This window comes from Polaromonas sp. P1_F4 (genome assembly GCF_056405675.1).
Map to the genome: position 1 here is coordinate 1 of NZ_JBFUBP010000014.1, position 23,653 is coordinate 23,653.

Below are 23,653 nucleotides of genomic sequence, written 5' to 3' on the forward strand. Positions count from 1 at the left end.
AAGGACGAAGGCGGCCGCCACACGCCCTTCTTCAACAACTACCGCCCCCAGTTCTACTTCCGTACGACGGACGTGACCGGAGCGATCGAGTTGCCAGAAGGCAAGGAAATGGTCATGCCAGGCGATAACGTGTCGATCACCGTCAAGCTGATCAACCCGATCGCCATGGAAGAAGGCCTGCGCTTTGCCATCCGCGAAGGCGGCAAGACCGTCGGCGCCGGCGTCGTTGCCAAAATCATTGCGTAATTTGTAAGGTTTGATGGAGGGGTATAGCTCAATTGGCAGAGCGTCGGTCTCCAAAACCGAAGGTTGTAGGTTCGATTCCTACTGCCCCTGCCACCCGGCTTTGATGAGTGTCGATGCTGAGGGTGGTTTGAAAAGATAAAAAGCAAGCCCGCCAGGAGTCAAAAACTCCAGGTGGGCTTAAGCGTCTGCAGAGACGCATGAAGATTGAACAGGAAATCGGCGACCATGGCCTCTTCTCAAGTTGAAACCGTCAGTACCAACGCCGACAAGGCCAAGTTGGGTGTGGCTGTCGCGCTGGTGCTGGCCTCGCTGGTGGGCTTCTATTTCTTTGCCAAGCAAGGTCAAGTGGCCCAGTGGGGTGCCCTGATTGCCGGTTTGGTGGCGGCGGTTGCTGTGTTCATGACCTCGGAGTCGGGCAAGCAATTTGTGGCTTTTGGACGGGACTCGTGGCGCGAAGTCCGGAAAGTTGTCTGGCCGGCTCGTAAAGAAGCCATCCAGATGACGGCCTATGTATTCGGTTTTGTGGTGATCATGGCCTTGTTCTTGTGGCTTACGGACAAAACGCTCGAATGGGTGTTTTACGACCTGATCCTGGGATGGAAAAAATAATGAGCGATCTGAACGGCACGGTAGTCAGCGAAGTGGCGGCGGGAACGTCCCTTACGCCGACCCCAGGCATGCAGTGGTATGTCGTCCATGCCTATTCCGGCATGGAAAAAGCGGTCGAGCGCAACATCGTTGAGCGCATCAACCGTGCGGGCATGCAGGCCAAGTTTGGTCGTTTCCTGGTGCCCACTGAAGAGGTGGTTGAGATCAAGAACGGTCAGAAGAAGACGACCGAGCGCCGGTTTTTTCCGGGCTATGTGCTGGTTGAAATGGTCATGGATGATGAGACCTGGCATCTGGTGAAGCACACCAACAAGGTGACGGGTTTTGTCGGTGGCGCCAAGAATCGCCCAGCCCCGATTTCTGAGGAAGACGTTCAGAAGATCGTCAGTCAGATGCAGGTTGGCACCGAGAAGCCGCGCCACAAGGTCGAGTTTGAAACGGGTGAATACGTGCGCGTCAAGGACGGCCCGTTCACCGACTTCAACGGTACGGTCGAAGAAGTCAATTACGACAAGAACAAGGTTCGCGTTTCGGTCACGATTTTCGGACGTGCAACGCCGGTAGAGCTGGAATTCAGTCAGATCGAAAAAACGTAATTTCGATTCGGTAAATAATTTCGCGCCTTGCAACTCGGCGCGAAACGGTCCTTGCGGATTGTTTTTGAGTTGTGTAACCCCCGGGGAGCCCGGACCTGCCTTGGCAGCGTTCAGGCGTTATGACCCGCAAGGAGAAAAGTATGGCGAAAAAAATCGTCGGCTTCATCAAGCTGCAAGTGCCAGCTGGTAAGGCCAACCCGTCCCCCCCGATCGGCCCTGCGCTCGGTCAGCGTGGGCTGAACATCATGGAATTCTGCAAGGCATTCAATGCGCAGACCCAAGGTGTTGAGCCAGGTCTGCCGCTGCCTGTGGTGATCACGGCATTTGCCGACAAGAGCTTTACCTTCGTCATCAAGACGCCTCCTGCAGGCGTGCTGATCAAAAAGGCCATCAAGCTCGACAAGGGTTCGTCCACGCCGCACACGGTGAAGGTTGGCAAGATTTCCCGCGCACAGCTTGAAGAAATCGCCAAGACCAAAATGAAAGACATGACGGCTGCTGACCTCGACGCTGCAGTTCGTACGATTGCCGGTACGGCCCGCTCCATGGGCGTGTCGGTGGAGGGTGTTGTATGAGCAAACTGACTAAACGCCAGAAGACCATTGGCGACAAGATCGACAGCAACAAGCTGTACGCCATTTCCGATGCCCTCGGCCTCGTGAAGGAATTCGCAGTCGCCAAGTTCGATGAATCCATCGACGTGGCTGTACAGCTCGGCATCGATGCCAAGAAATCCGACCAGGTCGTACGCGGCGCTGTCGTGCTGCCAAACGGCACCGGCAAGACCAAGCGCGTGGCTGTGTTCGCCCAGGGCGCCAAGGCTGAAGAAGCCAAGGCTGCCGGCGCTGACATCGTTGGCATGGATGATCTTGCCGCTGAAATCAAGGCAGGCAAGATGGACTTTGACGTGGTGATTGCTTCCCCCGATGCCATGCGCATCGTGGGTACGCTGGGCCAGGTGCTCGGTCCTCGCGGTCTGATGCCTAACCCCAAGGTTGGCACCGTGACGCCTGACGTGGCGCAAGCCGTCAAGAACGCCAAAGCCGGCCAGGTTCAGTTCCGTGTCGACAAGGCCGGTATTGTTCACGGCACGATTGGTCGCCGCTCTTTCGACACCGCCAAGCTGCAAGGTAATCTGGCTGCATTGATCGACGCGTTGCAAAAAGCCAAACCGGCTTCGAGCAAGGGCGTGTATTTGAAGAAAGTTGCGGTTTCGTCAACGATGGGTGTGGGCGTTCGCGTCGACACGCAAACCATCGCAGCGTAATCGCAGAAATTTGAGCAACCCGCAGGGGTTGTTCAATGTGGTGGGCTGCCGGGGTTCGCTCCGGCAGGTCATCAAAGACCGTTGGCGTGGCAGGCTCTTTGGGCTTGCCGCTTAATCGAAAGACAGCCAACGCAGATGGCGGTCCCGCTGCAGATGGTTTTGCAAAGAATCTGAAACAGTTGGTCGCTGAACATGAGCGTGTTGAAGGTAGAAGGTGGTGAAAGCCGCTGGAACCTGACCACACATTTTTAAGGAGTAGACCTTGAGTCTCAACCGCAGTGAGAAACAAGCCGTCATTGATGAAGTGACTGGCCTCGCCGCTAAAGCTCAAACGCTCGTGATGGCGGAATACCGTGGTATCACGGTCGCTGACATGACCCGTCTGCGCAGCCAAGCCCGCGACAAAGGCGTGAACCTGAGTGTTCTGAAGAACACCCTGGCTCGCCGTGCCGTGGCAGGCAGTGCATTCGAAGTCGTGTCCGACCAGATGACCGGTCCGCTGATCTATGGCTTTTCCACAGATGCCGTGGCTGCTGCAAAAGTAGTCGCTGACTTCGCAAAAACCAATGACAAATTGGTGATTCGCGGTGGTGCATTTGGCGGTAAATCCCTGGACGTGAACGGCGTGAAGCAACTGGCCAACATTCCTTCCAAGGAAGTGTTGCTCGCCCAGTTGTGTGGCTTGCTGATGTCGCCTATGTCGCGTACGGCCGTTGTGCTGGGCGCCCTGGCGGCCAAAAAGGGCGGCGGCGCAGCCGATGCTCCCGCAGCAGCTGAAGCTGAAGCAGCGTAATTTGTACCCAACTTTTTAGGAAATTCAAAATGGCATTCGATAAAGACGCATTTTTGACCGCGCTGGATAGCATGACGGTCCTCGAACTCAACGAACTGGTGAAATCCATCGAAGAGAAATTTGGCGTGAGCGCAGCTGCGATGGCTGCTCCCGCTGCTGGCGGTGGCGGCGGTGCTGCTGCAGCTGCTGAAGAGAAGACCGACTTCAATGTCGTGCTGCTCGAAGCCGGCGCCAACAAGGTGTCGGTCATCAAGGCCGTTCGCGAAATCACCGGTCTGGGCCTGAAAGAAGCCAAGGACCTGGTTGACGGCGCTCCAAAGAACGTCAAGGAAGGCGCTCCAAAGGCTGACGCAGAAGCTGCGAAGAAGAAGCTCGAAGAAGCCGGCGCGAAAGTCGAACTCAAGTAATTCTTGGTGTTTGAGAAGGCTGGAAGACCGTAGTCGGGCTTCCAGCCTTTCGTGTTTCAAGGAACACACCGAAAAGAAGATTGCCGCAGTCTTTTTTCCAGTGTTTTCTGACCCCGACTGCAGAAAACGCCTTGGTTCGGGTGACGTGCAATGCGTCACCGTCCGCCATGGTTGGTAGTGGCCAACCACCAAGCTGCCTGAATACGTGGTGTATTCGGGCACGAGAGTCGCCAGAGCCCATCAACGCGGAGAACTCATGGCCTATTCCTACACCGAACGTAAACGCATCCGCAAAAGCTTCGGCAACCGCGAAAGCGTGTTGACTGTTCCCTATTTGCTGCAAATGCAGAAAGACGCGTACACAGCGTTCCTGCAAGCCGACCGTGCGCCTCAAAAGCGGACCGTTGAAGGCCTGCAGGCAGCGTTTGAAAACGCCTTCCCCATCGTCTCGCACAATGGTTTTGTCGAGATGAAATTCATCGAGTACAACCTGGCCAAGCCGGCGTTTGACGTGCGTGAATGCCAGACCCGTGGTCTCACTTTCGCCTCGGCCGTGCGCGCCAAGGTGCAGCTGATCATTTATGACCGCGAATCCTCCACATCGCAGTCCAAGGTGGTCAAGGAAGTCAAAGAGCAAGAGGTTTATATGGGCGAAGTGCCGCTCATGACCGACAAGGGCTCTTTTGTGATCAACGGGACCGAACGCGTGATCGTGTCCCAGTTGCACCGGTCGCCTGGCGTGTTTTTTGAACACGACAAGGGCAAGACCCACAGCTCGGGGAAGCTCCTGTTTTCGGCCCGCATCATTCCCTACCGCGGTTCCTGGCTCGACTTCGAGTTCGACCCCAAAGACATCCTGTACTTCCGCGTTGACCGTCGCCGCAAGATGCCCGTCACGATTCTGCTCAAGGCCATTGGCCTGAACCCGGAATCCATCCTGGCTAACTTCTTTGTGTTCGACAACTTCCGCCTGATGGATAGCGGTGCACAGATGGAATTTGTGGCCGAGCGCATGCGCGGTGAAGTGGCCCGTTTCGACATTACCGACAAAAACGGCAAGGTCGTGGTCGCGAAAGACAAGCGCATCACCGTTCGCCATACCCGCGAGCTGGAGCAAAGCGGCACCACGACAATCAGCGTTCCCGAAGATTTCCTGATCGGCCGTGTGGTCGCCAAGAACATCGTTGATGCTGAGACCGGTGAAATCATCGCCAAGGCCAATGATGAACTGAGCGAAGTGCTGCTGAAGAAGTTGCGCGTTGCCGGTGTGCAGGACCTGCAGGTTTTGTATACCAATGAACTCGACCAGGGTTCGTACATTTCCCAGACTTTGCGCTCCGACGAAACCGCAGACGAGTTTGCTGCGCGCGTTGCCATCTACCGCATGATGCGCCCCGGCGAGCCACCCACCGAAGATGCCGTGCAGGCCCTGTTCCAGCGCTTGTTCTACAACCCGGATACCTACGATCTGTCCAAGGTCGGCCGCATGAAGTTCAACGCCCGCGTCGGCCGCGATTCTTCCACCGGCCCCATGGTCATGACCAACGAGGACATCCTGGCTGTCGTCAAGATCCTGGTCGACCTGCGCAACGGTAACGGCGAAGTCGATGACATTGACCACCTCGGCAACCGCCGTGTGCGTTGTGTCGGCGAACTCGCTGAAAACCAGTACCGCACCGGTCTGGCACGTATCGAAAAGGCAGTGAAAGAGCGCCTTGGCCAGGCCGAGCAAGAGCCGCTGATGCCGCATGACCTTATCAACAGCAAGCCGATTTCGGCTGCGTTGAAAGAGTTCTTCGGTGCATCGCAACTCTCGCAGTTCATGGACCAGACCAATCCGCTGGCCGAAATCACCCACAAGCGCCGTGTTTCGGCTCTTGGCCCGGGCGGTTTGACCCGCGAACGTGCCGGTTTTGAAGTGCGCGACGTGCATGTGACCCATTACGGACGCGTTTGCCCGATTGAAACCCCCGAAGGTCCGAACATCGGCCTGATCAACTCGCTGGCCCTGTACGCCCGCCTCAACGAATACGGTTTCATTGAAACGCCGTATCGCCGTGTGGTGGATGCCAAGATTACCGACCAGATCGACTACCTGTCGGCCATCGAAGAAGGCAAATACGTTATCGCTCAGGCCAATGCGGCCCTGGACGACGGCGGCAAGCTGACCGGTGACCTCGTGTCCGCCCGGGAAAACGGTGAGTCCGTCCTGGTGGGCGCAGAGCGTGTCCAGTACATGGACGTGTCGCCTGCACAGATCGTCTCGGTGGCGGCTTCCCTGGTTCCGTTCCTGGAGCACGATGATGCCAACCGTGCTTTGATGGGCGCCAACATGTCCCGTCAGGCCGTGCCTGTACTGCGTCCCGAAAAGCCGCTGGTCGGCACGGGTATTGAGCGGGTTGCGGCGGTTGACTCCGGTACCGTGGTGACCGCCAACCGCGGCGGCGTGGTTGACTACGTTGATGCAACCCGTATCGTGGTGCGCGTCAACGACGCAGAAGCCCTCGCCGGCGAAGTCGGTGTGGACATCTACAACCTGATCAAGTACCAGCGTTCCAATCAGAACACCAATATCCACCAGCGTCCTATCGTCAAGATCGGCGACAAACTGGCCAAGGGTGATGTGATTGCCGACGGCGCATCGACTGACCTGGGCGAAATCGCCATCGGCCAGAACATGCTGATCGCGTTCATGCCGTGGAACGGCTACAACTTCGAGGATTCGATCCTGATTTCCGAGCGCGTGGTGGCCGAAGACCGCTATACCTCGATTCACATCGAAGAACTCGTCGTGATGGCCCGTGACACCAAGCTGGGTGCTGAAGAAATCACGCGCGACATCCCCAACCTGTCCGAGCAACAGCTGAACCGCCTCGACGAATCCGGCATTATTTATGTCGGTGCTGAAGTCCAGCCGGGCGATACGCTGGTCGGCAAGGTCACGCCCAAGGGCGAGACCACGTTGACGCCGGAAGAAAAGCTGTTGCGCGCCATCTTCGGCGAAAAGGCCAGCGATGTGAAAGACACCTCGCTACGCGTGAGCCAGGGCTCGCAAGGCACCGTGATCGATGTGCAGGTCTTCACCCGTGAAGGCATCGTGCGCGACAAGCGCGCCCAGCAGATCATCGACGACGAACTCAAGCGTTTCCGCCTGGACCTGAACGACCAGCTGCGTATCGTCGAGGCCGATGCGTTCGACCGTATCGAAAAACTGCTGATCGGCAAAGTTGCCAATGGCGGCCCGAAGAAGCTGGCCAAGGGCACCAAGATCGACAAGGCCTATCTGGCCGATGTCGAGAAGTACCACTGGTTTGACATTCGTCCTGCCGATGACGAAGTGGCTGCGCAGCTCGAAAGCGTCAAGAACTCGATGGAGCAGACGCGCCACAGCTTTGACCTGTCTTTCGAAGAAAAGCGCAAAAAACTCACGCAGGGCGACGAGTTGCCAGCGGGCGTGCTCAAGATGGTCAAGGTTTACCTTGCCGTCAAGCGCCGCCTCCAGCCTGGCGACAAAATGGCCGGCCGTCACGGCAACAAGGGTGTCGTGTCCAAGATCGTTCCGGTTGAAGACATGCCGCACATGGCCGATGGCACACCGTGCGACATCGTGCTGAACCCGCTGGGCGTGCCTTCACGGATGAACGTGGGCCAGGTGCTTGAGGTGCATTTGGGCTGGGCCGCCAAGGGTCTGGGCCATCGCATCGGGGACATGCTGCAAGCCGAAGCCAAGGTGCAGGAAATCCGCAAGTTCATGGAAACGATCTACAACAAGTCAGGCCGCGCAGAGGACCTGGCGAAGTTGTCGGATACCGACATCATCGAGATGGCCGGCAACCTCACCACTGGCGTGCCTTTTGCCACTCCGGTGTTTGACGGTGCTTCCGAGGCCGAGATCATGGGCATGCTCCAGCTGGCTTATCCGGACGACATTGCCAAGGCCAAGGGCCTGACGGCAACGCGTACCCAGGCCCAGCTGTATGACGGCCGTACGGGTGATGCGTTCGAGCGCACGACCACGGTGGGCTACATGCACTTCCTGAAACTTCACCACCTGGTGGACGACAAGATGCATGCACGGTCGACCGGTCCTTACTCGCTCGTTACCCAGCAGCCGCTGGGCGGCAAGGCGCAGTTCGGCGGACAGCGTTTCGGCGAGATGGAGGTCTGGGCGCTGGAAGCGTACGGCGCCGCCTACACGCTGCAGGAAATGCTCACCGTCAAGTCGGACGACGTGCAGGGCCGTACCAAGGTCTACGAAAGTATCGTCAAGGGCGAGCACGCGATCACGGCCGGCATGCCCGAGTCGTTCAACGTGCTGGTCAAGGAAATCCGCTCGCTCGGTATCGACATCGAACTCGAACGCAGCTAATCAACAGGAAAGAAAAGGATTTAACTCATGAAATCATTACTCGACCTGTTCAAGCAATTCACGCCGGATGAGCATTTTGATGCCATCAAGATCGGCATGGCTTCGCCCGAGAAGATCCGTTCGTGGTCTTTCGGCGAAGTGAAGAAGCCTGAAACCATCAACTACCGTACCTTCAAGCCAGAGCGCGACGGTCTTTTTTGCGCCAAGATCTTTGGCCCCATCAAGGACTACGAATGCCTGTGCGGCAAGTACAAGCGCCTGAAACACCGCGGTGTCATCTGCGAAAAGTGCGGCGTTGAAGTCACACAAACCAAGGTTCGCCGCGAGCGCATGGGTCACATCGACCTGGCCGCACCGTGCGCGCACATCTGGTTCCTGAAGTCGCTGCCGTCGCGCCTGGGCCTGGTGCTCGACATGACGCTGCGCGACATCGAACGCGTGCTGTACTTTGAAGCATATGTAGTCACCGACCCCGGCATGACCCCGCTGAAGAAATTCAGCATCATGTCGGAAGACGACTATGACGCCAAGCGCAAGGAATACGGTGATGAATACACCGCCAAGATGGGTGCGGAAGGCATCAAGGACCTGCTCGAAGGGCTGGATCTCGACGTTGAAATCGAGAAGCTGCGCAACGACCTGACCGGTTCCGAAATCAAGATCAAGAAGAACGCCAAGCGCTTGAAATTGATGGAAGCGTTCAAGAAGTCCGGCATCAAACCGGGCTGGATGGTGCTCGACGTGCTGCCTGTGCTGCCGCCGGACCTGCGTCCGCTGGTGCCACTGGACGGCGGCCGTTTTGCGACCTCCGACCTGAACGACCTGTATCGCCGCGTGATCAACCGCAACAGCCGTCTGCGCCGTTTGCTGGAGCTGAAGGCGCCGGAAATCATTGCCCGCAATGAAAAGCGCATGCTGCAGGAAGCTGTGGACTCGTTGCTCGACAACGGACGCCGTGGCAAGGCCATGACGGGCGCCAACAAGCGCGCACTGAAGTCTCTGGCCGACATGATCAAGGGCAAGTCAGGCCGCTTCCGCCAGAATTTGCTGGGCAAGCGCGTCGACTACTCGGGCCGTTCTGTTATTACTGTGGGCCCAACGCTCAAGCTGCACCAGTGCGGCTTGCCCAAGCTCATGGCGCTGGAACTGTTCAAGCCTTTCATCTTCGCTCAGCTTGAGTCGCGCGGCATCGCCACGACCATCAAGGCGGCCAAGAAGGAAGTCGAATCCGGCACGCCAGTGGTGTGGGACATCCTGGAAGAAGTCATCAAAGAGCACCCTGTGATGCTGAACCGTGCGCCCACGCTGCACCGTTTGGGCATTCAGGCCTTTGAGCCTATCCTGATCGAAGGCAAGGCCATCCAGCTGCACCCGCTCGTCTGCTCGGCCTTCAATGCCGACTTCGACGGTGACCAGATGGCTGTCCACGTGCCGCTGTCGGTGGAAGCACAGATGGAAGCCCGCACCCTGATGCTGGCTTCGAACAACATCCTGTTCCCTGCCAACGGCGAGCCGTCCATCGTTCCTTCGCAGGACGTTGTGCTGGGCCTGTACTACACGACCCGTGACCGTACCAACGGCAAGGGCGAAGGCCTGGTGTTCTCCGACACTGGTGAAGTGCGTCGCGCATTTGACGCGGGTGAGCTTGACCTGAACGCCCGCATCAGCGTGCGCCTGACCGAGTACACCAAAGACAAGGCCACCGGCGAATTTGTGCCGTCGACCAAGCTGTGGGAAACCACGGGCGGCCGTGCACTGCTGTCCGAGATCCTGCCCAAAGGTTTGCCTTTCTCCAACATCAACAAGGCGTTGAAGAAAAAGGAAATCTCCAAGCTGATCAACGTGTCTTTCCGCAAGTGCGGATTGAAAGAGACCGTGGTGTTTGCCGACAAGCTGCTGCAGTCGGGCTTCCGCCTGGCGACAAAAGCCGGCATCTCGATTTGCATCGACGACATGCTGATCCCCAAGGAAAAGCCCGCCATCATTGCGCGTGCACAGAAGGAAGTCAAAGAAATCGAGCAGCAGTATGTCTCGGGTCTCGTGACGTCCGGCGAGCGCTACAACAAGGTGGTCGACATCTGGGGCAAGTCCGGCGACGAAGTGTCCAAGGTCATGATGGCCCAGCTTTCGAAAGAGAAAGTGCTGGACCGTAACGGCAAGGAAGTCGAGCAGGAATCCTTCAACTCCATCTACATGATGGCCGACTCCGGCGCCCGCGGTTCCGCTGCGCAGATTCGCCAGGTCGCCGGTATGCGCGGTTTGATGGCCAAGCCTGACGGCTCCATCATCGAAACGCCGATTACCGCCAACTTCCGTGAAGGCCTGAACGTGCTGGAGTACTTCATCTCCACCCACGGTGCCCGTAAGGGCCTGGCCGATACGGCGCTGAAAACGGCCAACTCCGGCTACCTGACCCGCCGCCTTTGCGACGTGGTTCAGGATCTGGTGGTCACCGAAGAAGACTGCGGCACGCAAGAGGGTTCCCTCATGCGCGCCATCGTCGAGGGCGGTGAAGTCATCGAGTCGCTGCGTGACCGTATCCTCGGCCGCACGGCGGTTGAAGACATCCTGCACCCGGAAAACCGCTCGGTGCTGGCCAAAGCCGGGATCATGCTGGACGAAGACCTGATCGAAGAGCTCGAAGCAGCTGGCGTGGACGAAGTGAAAGTGCGTACTGCACTGACCTGCGAAACCCGTTTCGGCCTGTGCGCCAAGTGCTATGGCCGAGATCTGGGCCGCGGCGGCCTCATCAACATCGGCGAAGCGGTCGGTATCATCGCCGCGCAGTCGATCGGTGAGCCCGGCACGCAGCTGACGATGCGTACCTTCCACATCGGCGGCGCCGCATCGCGCGCAGCGATTGCCTCCAGCGTCGAAGCCAAGTCCAACGGCGTGATCGGCTTCAATGCACCGATGCGCTATGTGACCAACAGCAAGGGCGAACTGGTCGTGATCGCCCGTTCCGGTGAGATCATCATCCATGATGAACACGGCCGCGAGCGTGAGCGCCACAAGGTGCCGTACGGTGCCACACTGACCGTCAAGGCCGACCAGACCATCAAGGCCGGCGCCATTCTGGCCAACTGGGATCCGCTGACGCGCCCCATCATTACCGAGTTCGCCGGCAAGGTGGCCTTCGAGAATGTGGAAGAAGGCGTGACAGTTGCCAAGCAGGTTGACGATGTGACGGGTCTGTCCACCCTGGTGGTGATCGATCCGAAACGCCGCGGCGCCACGAAAGTGATCCGTCCGCAGGTCAAGCTGATCGACGCCTCCGGCCACGAAGTCAAGATCCCCGGCACCGATCACTCGGTGACGATTGGCTTCCAGGTGGGTGCGCTGGTCCAGGTGCGTGACGGCCAGGACGTGGGCCCCGGCGAAGTGCTGGCCCGTATCCCGATCGAAGGCCAGAAGACCCGCGACATTACCGGCGGTCTGCCGCGTGTTGCCGAGCTCTTCGAAGCCCGTACGCCGAAAGACAAGGGTACGCTGGCCGAAATGACCGGTACCGTGTCGTTCGGCAAGGAAACCAAAGGCAAGGTTCGTCTGCAGATTACTGATCCCGAAGGCAAGGTCTGGGAAGACCTCGTTCCGAAGGAAAAGAACATCCTGGTGCACGAAGGCCAGGTGGTCAACAAGGGCGAAAGCATTGTGGACGGCCCGGCCGACCCGCAAGACATCCTGCGCCTGCTGGGTATGGAAGAGCTGGCCCGCTACATCGTCGACGAAGTACAGGACGTTTACCGCCTGCAGGGCGTGAAGATCAACGACAAGCACATCGAAGTGATTGTTCGCCAGATGCTGCGCCGTGTGGTCGTTGAAAATGTTGGTGATTCCAGCTACATCGCTGGTGAACAGGTCGAGCGTTCTGCCATGCTGGATGCCAACGACGCCCTGCGCGCTGACGGCAAGATTCCGGCAACGTTCAGCAACTTGTTGCTCGGTATCACCAAGGCTTCGCTGTCGACCGATTCGTTCATTTCCGCGGCTTCCTTCCAGGAAACCACGCGCGTGCTCACCGAGGCTGCCATTATGGGCAAGCGCGACGAGCTGCGCGGCCTGAAAGAAAACGTGATCGTCGGCCGCCTGATTCCTGCCGGTACCGGCATGGCCTACCACGAGGCACGCAAAGCCAAGGACCAGATGGACGACGCAGAGCGCCGCGCCATTGCCGAAGCCGAAGCGGCCGAGCTCGAAGCCATGCCCGCTGCAGCAGAAGCTGGTGGCGAGAGCTCCGCTTCCGAGTAAGCTGCCCCGCACTCGCGCCCTGACAGGTGCAAGGCCCCACGCCCGCAAGGGTGTGGGGCTTTTTTTATGGATTGCTGATTGCACTTGCCGGTTCACTGCCCCGGAATTTTTAACAAAATACGGCTTTTCCCCATGACTGACGAGCGCGAGCAGCTATAAAAAATATAGCATATCGAACCTTCAGCTGGCATGTGCGACCTTGCCGTGCAGACCCAAAACCAGTTAACCTCGCGGCAGCCGCCCGCACAACTGTCGGGCAAGTTGTATGTCATCTTTTGCACCAAGGACTATCGATGCCCCTCAGCACCCTTGTTTTTATTGCCGTGTTTGCCTTGCTGGTTTTTTGGGCCGTAGGCGCTTACAACCGGCTGGTCCGGCTGAAAAACATCATTGCCAATGCTTTCGGCCAGATCGACGTGCAACTCAAGCGCCGCTACGACCTGATTCCCAATCTGGTCGAAGCCGCCAAAAAATACCTGCAGCACGAGCAGAGCACGCTCGAAGCCGTCATGCTTGCCCGCAACCAGGCGCGCACGGCCAGCGATGCGGTGCGCAGCCGCCCTGCCAATGCCGGTGCCGTTGTGGCGCTGGCCGCCGCCGAGCAGTCGCTGGACGGCAGCCTGGGGCGGCTTTTTGCCGTAGCCGAGGCCTACCCCGAACTCAAGGCCGACCAGACCATTCGTGAACTCAGCGAAGAGCTCACCAGCACCGAAAACAAGGTCGGCTTTGCCAGGCAGGCTTATAACGATGCCGTGCTGGACTACAACAATGCGCAGGGGCAGTTTCCCGCGCTGCTGATTGCCCGCACGTTTGGTTTTGCACCGTCGGCCATGTTGCAGGCCACTGAGAGCGCCGTCGAACGCCAGGCCGTCCGAATCCAGATGTGAACGTGGCCCCCGCGCTTTTCACTTCGTGTAATGCGCTGCCCCTCGAGGGGGTCGCTGCGCCCGTGGCCCGGCGAAGCCGGTTCCGCGGCCCCTGCTGGTTTGAGTCCTCCATAGGCTTCTCCGATCGCCTTGACGTATCGAAGGGGGAAGCGACCCGGGGGAGCAAGAATGCGATTTTTTGACCGGCAGGAAACCGCGCGCGCCCAGACCCAGCGGCTCCTGCTGCTGTTCGGCCTGACGCTGATCGCCCTGCTGCTGGCAGTGAACGGAGCGCTGGCATTGGTTTGGCGTCTGGTGACGCCGGGCTTCAGCGGTTATCCCGCCTATTTTTTCACCGTCAACACTTCGGTGACGCTGTTGTTTGTGCTGGGCGGCTGGTGGCTGGAGACCTCCGCGCTGAGCAGCGGCGGCCAGGCGCTGGCACGCCGTGTGGGCGCGCGCGAAGCCTGGCCAGCCAGCCGGGAGGCCGAGCAGAAGCTCTGCAACATCATGGACGAGCTGGCCATTGCAGCCAGCATGAAGCCGCCGTTGGCCATGGTGCTGCCGCGCCTGGACGCCATCAATGCCTTCGCCGCGGGCTGGGGCGGTGACGACGCGGTTATCGCCGTCACGCAGGGCGCGCTCGACAAGCTCACACGCGACGAACTCCAGGGCCTGGTGGCCCACGAACTGAGCCATCTGCGTGAAGGCGACACGCGCCTGAACATGCGTCTGGCGGGCATGGTGTTCGGGCTGGAGATGATCTTCAACCTGGGCCGCAGCATGTGCGAAGGTGATGAGAACGGCCAGCGGTCTTTCCTCGCCTTGCCCGGTTTTCCCATCCTGGTCACGGGCACACTGGGATGGCTGGCGGGGCGTGCGCTCAAGGCCGCGATCTCGCGCCAGCGGGAGTTTTTGGCTGATGCGCGCGCCGTGCAGTTCACACGCAGCCGGGAAGGACTGGGCGGCGTGCTGCGCAAGGTGGCCGGCGAGGAAGAGCAGGGGACGGCGCCTTCGCGCAGCCTGCACCCGGCCGTGCAGCATATGCTGCTGGTCGATGCCCGCGACCGGGGCCGCTGGTTTGCCAGCCATCCGCCATTGGCCGAGCGCATCCGCGAAATCTACGGCCGGCCCATGGCGGCATTGTCTACGCAGGATGAGCTTGCGACGCGGCCCGACGCCATCCTTTGAATACAAGACTGCCAACGATAAGCTGGTGTTAAGTACATCGCCAATGGTTCGAATGCCGGTGTGACGCGGCGTACCGAAGTACTGGATACTCCCTATAGGGTACCGGGGGCACCGCGTTAAATTGCCAGATGAAGACACAACCGACGTTTGAACCCGTCAGGAGAAAAACCATGAGAATCCCACGACTTGCCAGGCTCACCTTGCCACTGCTTTGCCTGGCCCTCAGCCCCTTGGCGCAGGCGCAAAGCAAGGAAGCGCTCTATACCAAAAGCCTGGCCGCCACCTGCGCCAACTGCCACGGCACCAATGGCAAGGTGGTCGACGGCTCCACGGTCACCTCGCTGGCCGGCCTCGACAAAAGCTACATCGTTGCGCAGATGAATGCCTTCAAGGCCGGCACGCGGCCCGCCACGGTGATGCACCAGATCAGCAAGGGCTTCAACGATGCGCAGATCGAATCGCTGGCCACCTACTTTGCTGCACAGAAGAAGTAAGGAACAGACACCATGAATACGCCTCTTCACACTGTTTCGCTGGCGGGCTTCAAGCGCCGCTCTTTCCTGCAGTCAAGCGCTGCCCTGGGTTTGCTGGGCCTGGCCGGGTGCGCCAGCACCTCGATTCCTTCCAAAGCCAAAGTGGTTGTTATAGGTGGCGGCTACGGCGGCGCTACAGCTGCCAAATACGTGCGCCTGCTCTCGGACAACAAGATCGACGTGGTGCTGATCGAGCCGCAGGAGGCGTTTATTTCCTGCCCTATTTCCAACCTTGTGCTCAGCGGCGGCAAACAGATTGCGGATCTCACCACATCGTATGCGGGCCTGTCGCGCAACCACGGCGTCACCGTGGTGAAGGACTACGCCAGCGCCATCGACACCGCCAGGAAAACGGTCACGCTGGCTGGCGGTGCCACCATCGCCTACGACAAGCTGGTGGTCTCGCCTGGTGTGGAACTGATGTTCGGCAGCATCGAGGGCCTGAAAGACGCCAATGCCTCCGGCCAGGTTCTGCAGGCCTGGAAGGCTGGCGCGGAAACCGTGGCGCTGCGCCGGCAGCTTGAAGCCATGCCCGATGGCGGTGTGTATGCCATCACCATTCCCGAAGCGCCATACCGCTGCCCACCCGGCCCGTACGAACGCGCCAGCGTTATTGCCGGCTACTTCAAGGCCGCCAAACCGCGCAGCAAGGTGCTCATCCTTGATGCCAATCCGGACGTCACATCCAAAGGGCCGCTCTTCAAGAAGGTGTGGGCCGAGCAATACAAGGGCATTGTCGAGTACCGGGGCCAGCACAAGGCCACGTCGGTCGATGCGAAGGCCGGCATTATCAAATTTGATGTGCAGGACGACGTGAAAGCCAACGTGCTCAATGTGCTGCCCGCCATGCGCGCCGGCACCATCGCAGTGCAGGCGGGCCTCAACAACCAGGCCAACAACCGCTGGTGCGGCGTGAACTACCTGACGTTTGAATCCACTGCCGCAAAGGACGTGCATGTGCTCGGCGACTCCATTCAGGTCGCGCCGGCCATGCCCAAGAGCGGCCACATGGCCAACAACCATGGCAAAGTGGCAGCCGCCGCCATCGTGGCCCAGCTCTCGGGCTGGGAGGTCAACCCCGCGCCCATGCTCACCAATACCTGCTACAGCTTTGTCGACAACAAGAACGTGATTCATGTGGCCAGCGTGCATGAATACGTGGTGGCCGAGAAAACCTTCAAGGCCGTTGCCGGATCCGGCGGCGTGAGCACCGGTCCTACCGAACTCGAAGGCGTCTACGCGCTGAATTGGGCCAGCAATATTTGGGCTGATACGCTTAGTTAGCCCCACGGTCGTTCGTTTCGCGTAACTCCCTGCCCCCCGAGGTGGCCGCTGCGCCTGCGGTCCGGCAAAGCCGGTCCCGCGGCCCCTGCTTGCAATTCGGAGTGGCGCAGCGGGGACTTGCTACTGGTCTAATACGGGTTGGCCGCCAGTTCAGGGCGGCAGACGTGAGACAGATGCAAGACAACCCGACCCAAGTTCCCCTGTGGCGCCAGCTGCAAGGGGCTGCCTCCCTCTTAATGGCCGTTCGTGACGGCCAGTCCATGACCGCCGCGCTGGAAGATGTGGACGCCGCGTTGCGGCCCGGCGTTCAGGCGCTGGGTTTTCACACACTGCGCTGGCTGGGCCGCGCCGAGGCCTTGCGCCAGCAACTGGCCCGCCGCCCGCCGCCGCCCGAGGCGGATGCGTTGCTGTGTGTCGCCCTCGCCTTGGCCTGGAACGAAATCGATGTCAGCCGGCCGGAACAATTTTCCGACGGGCCGCCCCCAGGAAAATTAGCCCCTTCTTCTTCTGAATGGGGCAGCGCATCGCCGAAGGCCCGCGAAGCGACAAGCGCGGGGGGCAGATACACCGCGCACACGCTCGTTGATCAGGCTGTGGAAGCCGCCAAGCGCGGCGACGCCACACAGCACCAGGCCAGCTTTATCAATGGGTGCCTGCGCCGGTTCTTGCGCGAACGCGAGGAGCTGGTGGCACGCACCGAGAAAAGCCCGCAGGCCGTGTGGAACCATCCCCAGTGGTGGATAGACCGGGTGCGCAAGGACCACCCCGGAGACTGGCAGGCCATACTGCAGGCCAACAATACCCAGGCGCCGTTGATCTTGCGTATTAATGAACGAAAAACGACTCCAGACCAATACCAGCGGGCGCTGGCAGCTATCAATATTGAAGCAACCCCAGTGGGCGAGCATGGAGTGATCCTCGCTCACGCGCAGGCCGTGAGCTCGCTGCCGGGCTTTGCCGAAGGGCATTTTTCGGTCCAGGACGCCGCGGCGCAGCTGGCTGCGCCTTTGCTTCTGGAAGGTTTGAAAGCCGAGGGCGGTGAAGCCGGGAGGCTGAAAGTGCTGGATGCCTGTGCTGCACCGGGCGGCAAAACCGCTCACCTGCTTGAACTGGCCGATTGCGACGTGACAGCGCTGGATATTGATGCGCGCCGCTGCGAGCGCGTGAAGCAGAATCTGCACCGCCTGGGTCTGCAGGCTGACATCCGTGTCGGCGATGCCGGCCAGCCTGATTCCTGGTGGGATGGGCAGGCATTCGACGCGATCCTGCTGGACGCACCCTGTACGGCTTCGGGCATCGTGCGGCGTCACCCGGATGTACGCTGGCTGCGCCGGCCCACGGACATCGCTCAATTGGCCGACATCCAGGCGCATTTGCTGAAAACACTCTGGCTTTTGCTCAAGCCCGGCGGGCGCCTGCTGTATTGCACCTGTTCAGTTTTTCGCGCGGAAGGCGACAACCAGATACAAACGTTTCTTACGCACCACACCGACGCCTTATTAAAGCCTTCGCCGGGGCATTTGCTCCCCCAAAGTGGCGCCGGAGCGACGGTCTTCCCGGACAATTTGATGCGTGAACACGACGGTTTCTATTACGCCCTCCTTGAAAAGCGCAGCCGCTGACGGCTGGCGGCGTGTGGTGGGCGTCATGGGGCGTTTTCTGCCGGGGCTGTGCCTTTGCATCGCGATGGCCGCACCGGGACTGGCGTCGGCCACCGAGATCACGCAGCTGCGCGTGGAGCGCGGTGACGACGGTGTTCACCTGTCCGCCCAAGTCCGGTTTGAGCTTCCGGCGGTGGTGGAAGACGCCCTGCTCAAGGGGATTCCGATGTTCTTTGTGGTCGAAGCCGACATTTACCGCGACCGCTGGTACTGGACGGACCCACGCGTGGCCAGTGCGGCCCGTACCGTTCGCCTGGCTTACCAGCCATTGACCCGCCGCTGGCGGGTCAACATCGCTTCGGGCCTCATCACCAGTTCGGCGGGCCTGCGCGCCACGCTGAACCAGAATTACGAAACCCTTCCCGAGGCCCTGTCTGCCATCCAGCGCGTGGCGCGCTGGAAAATCGCGGATGCGGCCGAAGTCGACCCCGACGCCGCCCACAAGCTTGATTTCAGTTTCAGGCTCGACCTGACGCAGCTGCCGCGTCCCTTCCAGATCGGGGTGGCCGGGCAAAAAGACTGGAATATCTCCGCACAGGTCAGGGAGCGGCTGAAACTGGAACCCGCCACACCTGTGGTTTCCAGCGCCGAGGGCGTCAAGTGAACCTGCAGGTCAGCGGCGGCTCCCTCAAGAGCAGCAAGGCTTTTCGCTGGACGGTCGGTGTCGGGGTGGGGGCCATCGCGGCGCTCGGCCTGGTGCTGATGTTCCTGCTGACGCAGGCCACCGGCAATCGCGAGCTGTACGAGCGGAATTACGCGCTGCTCTTCGTGCTCAACGTGGCCGTTGCCGGCTTGCTGCTGCTGGTCATCGGATGGATCGTGGCGCGCCTTGCCCTGCGACTGTACCGCGGCCGCTTCGGCAGCCGGCTGCTGGTCAAGCTGGCCGCCATCTTTGCGCTGGTCGGCCTCATGCCGGGGCTGATGATTTATGTGGTGTCCTATCAGTTTGTGTCGCGGTCCATTGAAAGCTGGTTTGACGTCGAAGTGGAGGGCGCACTGGCGGCCGGGTTGAACCTGGGCCGGGCCACGCTGGACACCCTGGCCGCCGACCTTGGCAACAAGACACGCCAGGCCGCCACCCAGATTTCCGAGACGCCGGACGCCATGGCTGGCCTCGCACTTGAACGCCTGCGCGACCAGCTCCAGGCCAGCGATGTGGTGCTCTGGAGCCCCTCGGGCCAGGTGATCGCCAGCGCAGGTGAGTCGAGATTCCTGCTGAAACCCGAACGCCCTTCGGTGCAGCAACTGCGCGCGGCACGCACACAGCGCGTCGTCACGCAAATTGAAGGCCTCGATGAGGTGGTGTCTGCCGGCAACGGTGAGCTGGCCGCAGGTGGGGCTGCCGGCATCGCGCCGGGGGCCGTTGCGCGTGTCAAGGCGATTGCCGTGGTGAACAACCCCAATGTGAACGTGCTGGGCGACGCAAGGTTTTTGCAGGTAACCCAGTTGCTGCCCGAGGGTCTGGTGGCCAATGCCGTTGCCGTCCAGGAAGCCAACCGCGAATACCAGGAGCGCGCGCTGGCACGTGGCGGCCTGCGCAAAATGTACATAGGCACACTCACGCTCAGCCTGTTCCTGGCCGTGTTCGGCGCGGTGCTGCTGGCCGTGGTGCTGGGCAACCAGCTGGCCAAGCCGCTGCTGGTGCTGGCGGAGGGCGTGCGCCAGGTGGCCCAGGGCGACTTGACACCCAAGGCTGCGCTGCAGGGCAAGGACGAGTTGGGCGGGCTCACGCGTTCTTTCGCCGACATGACGCAGCAACTGGCCGACGCCCGCTCGGCGGTTCAGCAAAGCATGAGCCAGGTTGACGCTGCGCGCGCCAACCTGCAGACCATTCTGGACAACCTCACTGCCGGCGTGATCGTGCTGGATGTGCATGGCCGCATCCAGTCCAGCAACCCTGGGGCCACCCGCATCTTGCGCGGGCCGCTGGCGGCGTACCACGGAAAGTCACTGGGCGAAGTGCCGGGCCTGGGCCTGTTTGCCAAAGATGTGCTGGCCCAGTTTGCCGATTACCTCAGCGATGGTGCGCCGCACGGGCTTGAGCATTGGCAGCAATCTTTTGAGCTCAACGCGGCCGTGCCCGGTGCGCCCGACAACGCCATCACGCTGATCGCCCGTGGCGCCAAGATGCCGGGCACCGAAGAATTTTTGCTGGTGTTTGACGATGTTTCCGAAATGGTGTCGGCCCAACGCGCGCAGGCCTGGGGCGAGGTGGCGCGCCGCCTGGCCCACGAGATCAAGAACCCGCTCACGCCGATTCAGCTGTCGGCTGAGCGCCTCGAAATGAAACTCACCGGCAAGGTCGGCGAACCCGAGCAGCTGTTGCTCACCAAATCCGTCAAGACTATCGTCGACCAGGTCGACGCAATGAAGCGGCTTGTGAATGAATTCCGCGACTACGCGCGCCTGCCGGCCGCCGAGCTCAAGCCTGTTGACCTCAATGCATTGATCAACGACGTGATGCAGCTGTACCTCAGCGACGGTCACAGTGAGCTGCGCAGCGGCAGTGCTGCGGTTCCGGTCGTCACAGAGCTGGACCCCAAGACTCCGAAAATTCAGGGCGATGACCAGCAGCTGCGCCAGGTCATCCACAACCTGTTGCAGAACGCCCAGGATGCGCAGGAAGGCAAGGAGGACGGACGGGTTACGCTCAAGACCGAATACTCTGAAACGTCCAGGCGTGTGCGTCTGACGGTGCGCGACAACGGAACGGGCTTCCCCGAACACATCCTTAAACGCGCGTTCGAGCCCTACGTCACGACCAAGGTAAAGGGCACGGGTCTGGGGCTCGCGGTCGTCAAAAAAATTGCAGATGAACACGGTGCCCGTATCGATATTTCAAATCGCGTAGCGGACGGTTTGGTGCAAGGGGCACAAGTGTCGTTATCATTTGCAGTTGTGGCTTAACAACACATTCAGTAACACTTCGATATCCGCACGGCATTCGCAATAACAGGCAGGCAGCAATTCAATCATGGCAAATATTCTGGTGGTCGACGACGAGCTGGGCATACGCGACCTTCTCTCAGAAATTCTTAATGACGAAGGGCATCAGGTCGAGCTCGCCGAGAACGCCGCTCAGGCTCGTGCCGCCCGCGGACGTTCCAGGCCCGATCTGGTGCTGCTGGACATCTGGATGCCCGACACTGACGGCGTGACGCTGCTCAAGGAGTGGTCTTCCAGTGGCTTGCTGACCATGCCCGTCATCATGATGAGCGGTCACGCCACGATCGATACGGCAGTCGAGGCTACCAAGATCGGCGCCATGGCGTTTCTTGAGAAACCCATCACGCTGCAAAAACTCCTGAAGGCCGTGGAACAGGGCCTCACCAAGGCAGCTCCCCGCAAACCCGCCGTAATGAACAGCAGCCCCGCGGCACACGCAGCCGACCTCACGGTAGAAGCCGTGATGACCGGCGGGACCTTGCCGACACCTGTTGACCTGGGACCGCAGGCCACGCAGAGTTTTCTGCTGGAAAAACCATTGCGCGACGCGCGTGACGAATTTGAAAAAGCCTACTTCGAATTTCATTTGGCCAAGGAAGGCGGCTCCATGACCCGCGTGGCGGAGAAAACCGGTCTTGAGCGTACCCACCTCTACCGAAAGCTCAAGCAACTCGGTGTGGATCTGACCCGAGGCAAACGCGGCGTCTGACCTTGAAGACTCAGGGGGCCGGACACCCCTTTCGGGTGATATATAATCTGAGGCTCAGGCCCGGTAGCTCAGTCGGTAGAGCAGAGGATTGAAAATCCTTGTGTCGGTGGTTCGATTCCGCCCCAGGCCACCAGACGCGTAAGCCCTTGATTCCTAACGGATTCAGGGGCTTTTTCAGTTCTGGGGCGTCGCTATCCTCCTGGTGGGACCGCCCATGTCAGATTTCGATGGTATTCAATATTCTTCGGGTGGCCCATCGATCATGTCCACCCCCCATCGACAACCAAATCCTGCGCCGTCATCATCTCGCTGTCGTCGGAAGCGAGGAACATTGCTGCCTTCGCAATATGTTCAGGCATCAAATCCCCCGGCAGACATTGCGCGCGGGCCAGGTCTGCCTTGGACTCGGGTGTGACCCACAGCCGCAACTGTTTTTCCGTCATGGTCCAACCCGGCACCAGGGTGTTCACTCGAATGCGGAAGGGGCCGAAGTCTCGCGCCAGGCTCCTGGTGAGCCCTTGCACGGCCGCCTTGCAGGTGGTGTAAACCGGCATGCCGCCTTGCTTGAGCATCCAGCTGACCGAGCCGAAGTTGACGATGGAGCCGCCGCCCAACGCTTTCATGTCTGGCGCGACTTCCTGCGCCGCGAAGAACTGGTGCTTGAGATTCACGGCGACACCCGCGTCCCAGTATTGCGGTGTCGTGTCCTCGATCAGGTGTCGCTCGTCGTTGGCCGCGTTGTTCAGCAACACCCGGATCGGCCCGATCTGGGCGCGAAGCACTTGGATCGCCTGGCGCATTTCGTCAGTGTCGGTGACGTCGCCGCGCACGAAATGCACGCGTTTGCCGAGCTCCTTCGCCACACTTGCCTGAAGGGCGAGCGCGTTGTCCACGTCGATGTCGATGAACCCGACCTTCGCATCTTGCGCTGCGAACTGCCGCACCAGGGTGGCACCGATGCCGGTCGACCCCCCGGTGATGAGGACGGATCGATCCTTCAGGCTGGGATAGCGGGTTTGCATGTTCATGTGAATCGTCTCCTAAATTGCGATGTGCAGCGGCGGGGGTGCACGCGCGATGCTAGGCTCGGCTCGGGCCCGGCACCAATTCAATTTCCGGCGTGAGCGATAGCAATCTGCGCATCATGCGCTCATGGATGCACGCCTCAGGGGACGGGGTCAGTCCCCCACCCAACGCAGCTCGGAGGCGCGCAGATGGGCGAGCATGGCAGCCTGTGCGGCTATCGGATCGCGTGCATCCAGAGCGCTGAGAATAGCTTCATGTTCCTTCAGTGCAGCCTTCCAGGTGCTTGGGTTCTCGTATTTCGAAGACAGCTTGGCCGAGATCGGGCTGTGCCGTTCATCGAACAACTCGGCGATGATGCGGGCCATAACGGAATTACCACTCATCTGCGTAAGCGTCATGTGAAAGCGTCGATCAAGATCCAGCGGAGCGCGGTTGCGATCCGTTTCAGCCCTCATTCTCGTGACGATCGTCCTGAGCTGCTTGAGCTGCTCAGGGGTGCCGCGCGCGCAGGCAAGGATCACCACCGCGCTCTCCAGGGCGGAGCGCGTCTGCATCAGTTCCCGTGGGCTCTCGCCGAGTGCGGGTGTGGCCTTCCCGGAAGTGCGTTTGGGTTGCGGGCAGACGTAGACACCCGAGCCGCCACGGATCTCGACACTGCTCTGGACGTCCAGGGCGATCAATGCCTCGCGCAGCGAAGGGCGGGACACGCCCAGGAGCAATGCCAGCTCGCGCTCGGCCGGCAGACGGTCGCCGACCTGGAACGATCCTTTGGCGATCAGTTCCCTGATCTGATCGGCGATCTGCTGATACAGGCGACGGGGTTCGGCAGGCTTGATAACTCTCATGGCGGGGAAGGTGTAACGAAAGAATCATACCGTCGGGCGGTGCCCCTGCGTGGCCAT

General features: G+C 60.2%; 19 protein-coding genes and 2 tRNA genes. 19 read left to right on the forward strand and 2 right to left on the reverse strand.

Annotation, left to right across the window (positions count from 1 at the left end):
- The 19 genes from AC1DYQ_RS20950 to AC1DYQ_RS21040 form a co-directional block, all read left to right on the forward strand.
- On the forward strand, positions 1–246 hold a 246-nt coding region (locus AC1DYQ_RS20950; RefSeq protein WP_477686924.1), incomplete at its 5' end, for an EF-Tu C-terminal domain-related protein.
- A 17-nt stretch (positions 247–263) separates the two neighbouring features.
- Positions 264–339, forward strand: a tRNA-Trp gene (locus AC1DYQ_RS20955).
- A gap of 132 nt (positions 340–471) precedes the next feature.
- Complete coding sequence (secE, locus tag AC1DYQ_RS20960) at positions 472–855, forward strand: preprotein translocase subunit SecE (protein ID WP_477688415.1); 384 nt, start codon at positions 472–474, stop codon at positions 853–855.
- A 68-nt stretch (positions 856–923) separates the two neighbouring features.
- Complete coding sequence (gene nusG / locus AC1DYQ_RS20965; protein ID WP_245660946.1) at positions 924–1,451, forward strand: transcription termination/antitermination protein NusG; 528 nt, start codon at positions 924–926, stop codon at positions 1,449–1,451.
- 140 nt (positions 1,452–1,591) lie between these two features.
- Positions 1,592–2,026: a 50S ribosomal protein L11 gene (gene rplK / locus AC1DYQ_RS20970; RefSeq protein ID WP_007871338.1), complete on the forward strand. Its 435-nt coding sequence runs from the start codon at positions 1,592–1,594 to the stop codon at positions 2,024–2,026.
- Entirely contained in the window at positions 2,023–2,718 is a 696-nt protein-coding gene (gene rplA, locus AC1DYQ_RS20975; RefSeq protein WP_457282626.1) for a 50S ribosomal protein L1, read from the forward strand. Before rplK ends, rplA begins: the two co-directional genes overlap by 4 nt.
- A 262-nt stretch (positions 2,719–2,980) precedes the next feature.
- A complete protein-coding gene (gene rplJ / locus AC1DYQ_RS20980) occupies positions 2,981–3,511 on the forward strand; it encodes a 50S ribosomal protein L10 (RefSeq protein ID WP_477688416.1) in 531 nt (176 codons plus the stop codon).
- 29 nt (positions 3,512–3,540) lie between these two features.
- On the forward strand, positions 3,541–3,918 hold the full coding sequence (gene rplL, locus AC1DYQ_RS20985) for a 50S ribosomal protein L7/L12 (RefSeq protein ID WP_431094480.1): 378 nt from the start codon (positions 3,541–3,543) through the stop codon (positions 3,916–3,918).
- 256 nt (positions 3,919–4,174) lie between these two features.
- Complete coding sequence (rpoB, locus tag AC1DYQ_RS20990) at positions 4,175–8,287, forward strand: DNA-directed RNA polymerase subunit beta (RefSeq protein ID WP_477688417.1); 4,113 nt, start codon at positions 4,175–4,177, stop codon at positions 8,285–8,287.
- Between the two features lie 27 nt (positions 8,288–8,314).
- Positions 8,315–12,535 carry a DNA-directed RNA polymerase subunit beta' gene (rpoC, locus tag AC1DYQ_RS20995; RefSeq protein WP_477688418.1) on the forward strand — a complete coding sequence of 1,407 codons (4,221 nt, stop codon included), beginning with the start codon at positions 8,315–8,317 and terminating at the stop codon, positions 12,533–12,535.
- A gap of 293 nt (positions 12,536–12,828) precedes the next feature.
- Positions 12,829–13,422 (forward strand): LemA family protein, encoded by a 594-nt coding sequence (locus AC1DYQ_RS21000; RefSeq protein ID WP_477688419.1) that lies wholly within the window; start codon positions 12,829–12,831, stop codon positions 13,420–13,422.
- 168 nt (positions 13,423–13,590) lie between these two features.
- Positions 13,591–14,592: a M48 family metalloprotease gene (locus AC1DYQ_RS21005; protein ID WP_477688420.1), complete on the forward strand. Its 1,002-nt coding sequence runs from the start codon at positions 13,591–13,593 to the stop codon at positions 14,590–14,592.
- Positions 14,593–14,762: 170 nt separating this feature from the next.
- Positions 14,763–15,086, forward strand: a complete 324-nt coding sequence (locus AC1DYQ_RS21010; RefSeq protein ID WP_477688421.1) for a c-type cytochrome — start codon at positions 14,763–14,765, stop codon at positions 15,084–15,086.
- Between the two features lie 12 nt (positions 15,087–15,098).
- Complete coding sequence (locus tag AC1DYQ_RS21015) at positions 15,099–16,409, forward strand: FCSD flavin-binding domain-containing protein (RefSeq protein WP_477688422.1); 1,311 nt, start codon at positions 15,099–15,101, stop codon at positions 16,407–16,409.
- Positions 16,410–16,582: 173 nt separating this feature from the next.
- Positions 16,583–18,031 (forward strand): 16S rRNA (cytosine(967)-C(5))-methyltransferase RsmB, encoded by a 1,449-nt coding sequence (gene rsmB / locus AC1DYQ_RS21020; RefSeq protein WP_477688487.1) that lies wholly within the window; start codon positions 16,583–16,585, stop codon positions 18,029–18,031.
- The gene (locus AC1DYQ_RS21025; RefSeq protein ID WP_477688423.1) at positions 18,012–18,674 is read left to right on the forward strand and encodes a DUF4390 domain-containing protein; all 663 of its coding nucleotides are present in this window, start codon (positions 18,012–18,014) and stop codon (positions 18,672–18,674) included. Before rsmB ends, AC1DYQ_RS21025 begins: the two co-directional genes overlap by 20 nt.
- A complete protein-coding gene (locus AC1DYQ_RS21030) occupies positions 18,671–20,977 on the forward strand; it encodes an ATP-binding protein (protein WP_477688424.1) in 2,307 nt (768 codons plus the stop codon). The genes AC1DYQ_RS21025 and AC1DYQ_RS21030 overlap by 4 nt, the downstream gene beginning before the upstream one ends.
- A 67-nt stretch (positions 20,978–21,044) precedes the next feature.
- Entirely contained in the window at positions 21,045–21,725 is a 681-nt protein-coding gene (locus tag AC1DYQ_RS21035) for a response regulator (RefSeq protein WP_457282636.1), read from the forward strand.
- Positions 21,726–21,782: 57 nt separating this feature from the next.
- A tRNA-Phe gene (locus tag AC1DYQ_RS21040) sits at positions 21,783–21,858 on the forward strand.
- 127 nt (positions 21,859–21,985) lie between these two features.
- Here AC1DYQ_RS21040 and AC1DYQ_RS21045 read toward each other — a convergent pair.
- Together AC1DYQ_RS21045 and AC1DYQ_RS21050 are read right to left on the reverse strand one after the other, a co-directional pair.
- Positions 21,986–22,753, reverse strand: coding sequence for an SDR family NAD(P)-dependent oxidoreductase (locus tag AC1DYQ_RS21045; protein WP_477688425.1), 768 nt, complete (start codon positions 22,751–22,753; stop codon positions 21,986–21,988).
- Between the two features lie 150 nt (positions 22,754–22,903).
- Positions 22,904–23,596 carry a FadR/GntR family transcriptional regulator gene (locus AC1DYQ_RS21050; RefSeq protein ID WP_477688426.1) on the reverse strand — a complete coding sequence of 231 codons (693 nt, stop codon included), beginning with the start codon at positions 23,594–23,596 and terminating at the stop codon, positions 22,904–22,906.
- Between the last annotated feature and the right edge of the window lie 57 nt (positions 23,597–23,653).

Excerpts from the sequence above, each read along its gene's own strand:
- rpoC (WP_477688418.1), top strand. The coding sequence starts at position 8,315 with ATGAAATCATTACTCGACCTGTTCAAGCAATTCACGCCGGATGAGCAT.
- AC1DYQ_RS21010 (WP_477688421.1), top strand. The coding sequence starts at position 14,763 with ATGAGAATCCCACGACTTGCCAGGCTCACCTTGCCACTGCTTTGCCTG.
- rplL (WP_431094480.1), top strand. The coding sequence starts at position 3,541 with ATGGCATTCGATAAAGACGCATTTTTGACCGCGCTGGATAGCATGACG.
- rplA (WP_457282626.1), top strand. The coding sequence starts at position 2,023 with ATGAGCAAACTGACTAAACGCCAGAAGACCATTGGCGACAAGATCGAC.
- AC1DYQ_RS21005 (WP_477688420.1), top strand. The coding sequence starts at position 13,591 with ATGCGATTTTTTGACCGGCAGGAAACCGCGCGCGCCCAGACCCAGCGG.
- AC1DYQ_RS21015 (WP_477688422.1), top strand. The coding sequence starts at position 15,099 with ATGAATACGCCTCTTCACACTGTTTCGCTGGCGGGCTTCAAGCGCCGC.
- secE (WP_477688415.1), top strand. The coding sequence starts at position 472 with ATGGCCTCTTCTCAAGTTGAAACCGTCAGTACCAACGCCGACAAGGCC.
- AC1DYQ_RS21045 (WP_477688425.1), bottom strand. The coding sequence starts at position 22,753 with ATGAACATGCAAACCCGCTATCCCAGCCTGAAGGATCGATCCGTCCTC.
- AC1DYQ_RS21050 (WP_477688426.1), bottom strand. The coding sequence starts at position 23,596 with ATGAGAGTTATCAAGCCTGCCGAACCCCGTCGCCTGTATCAGCAGATC.
- rplK (WP_007871338.1), top strand. The coding sequence starts at position 1,592 with ATGGCGAAAAAAATCGTCGGCTTCATCAAGCTGCAAGTGCCAGCTGGT.
- nusG (WP_245660946.1), top strand. The coding sequence starts at position 924 with ATGCAGTGGTATGTCGTCCATGCCTATTCCGGCATGGAAAAAGCGGTC.
- rpoB (WP_477688417.1), top strand. The coding sequence starts at position 4,175 with ATGGCCTATTCCTACACCGAACGTAAACGCATCCGCAAAAGCTTCGGC.
- rsmB (WP_477688487.1), top strand. The coding sequence starts at position 16,583 with ATGCAAGACAACCCGACCCAAGTTCCCCTGTGGCGCCAGCTGCAAGGG.
- AC1DYQ_RS21035 (WP_457282636.1), top strand. The coding sequence starts at position 21,045 with ATGGCAAATATTCTGGTGGTCGACGACGAGCTGGGCATACGCGACCTT.
- AC1DYQ_RS21000 (WP_477688419.1), top strand. The coding sequence starts at position 12,829 with ATGCCCCTCAGCACCCTTGTTTTTATTGCCGTGTTTGCCTTGCTGGTT.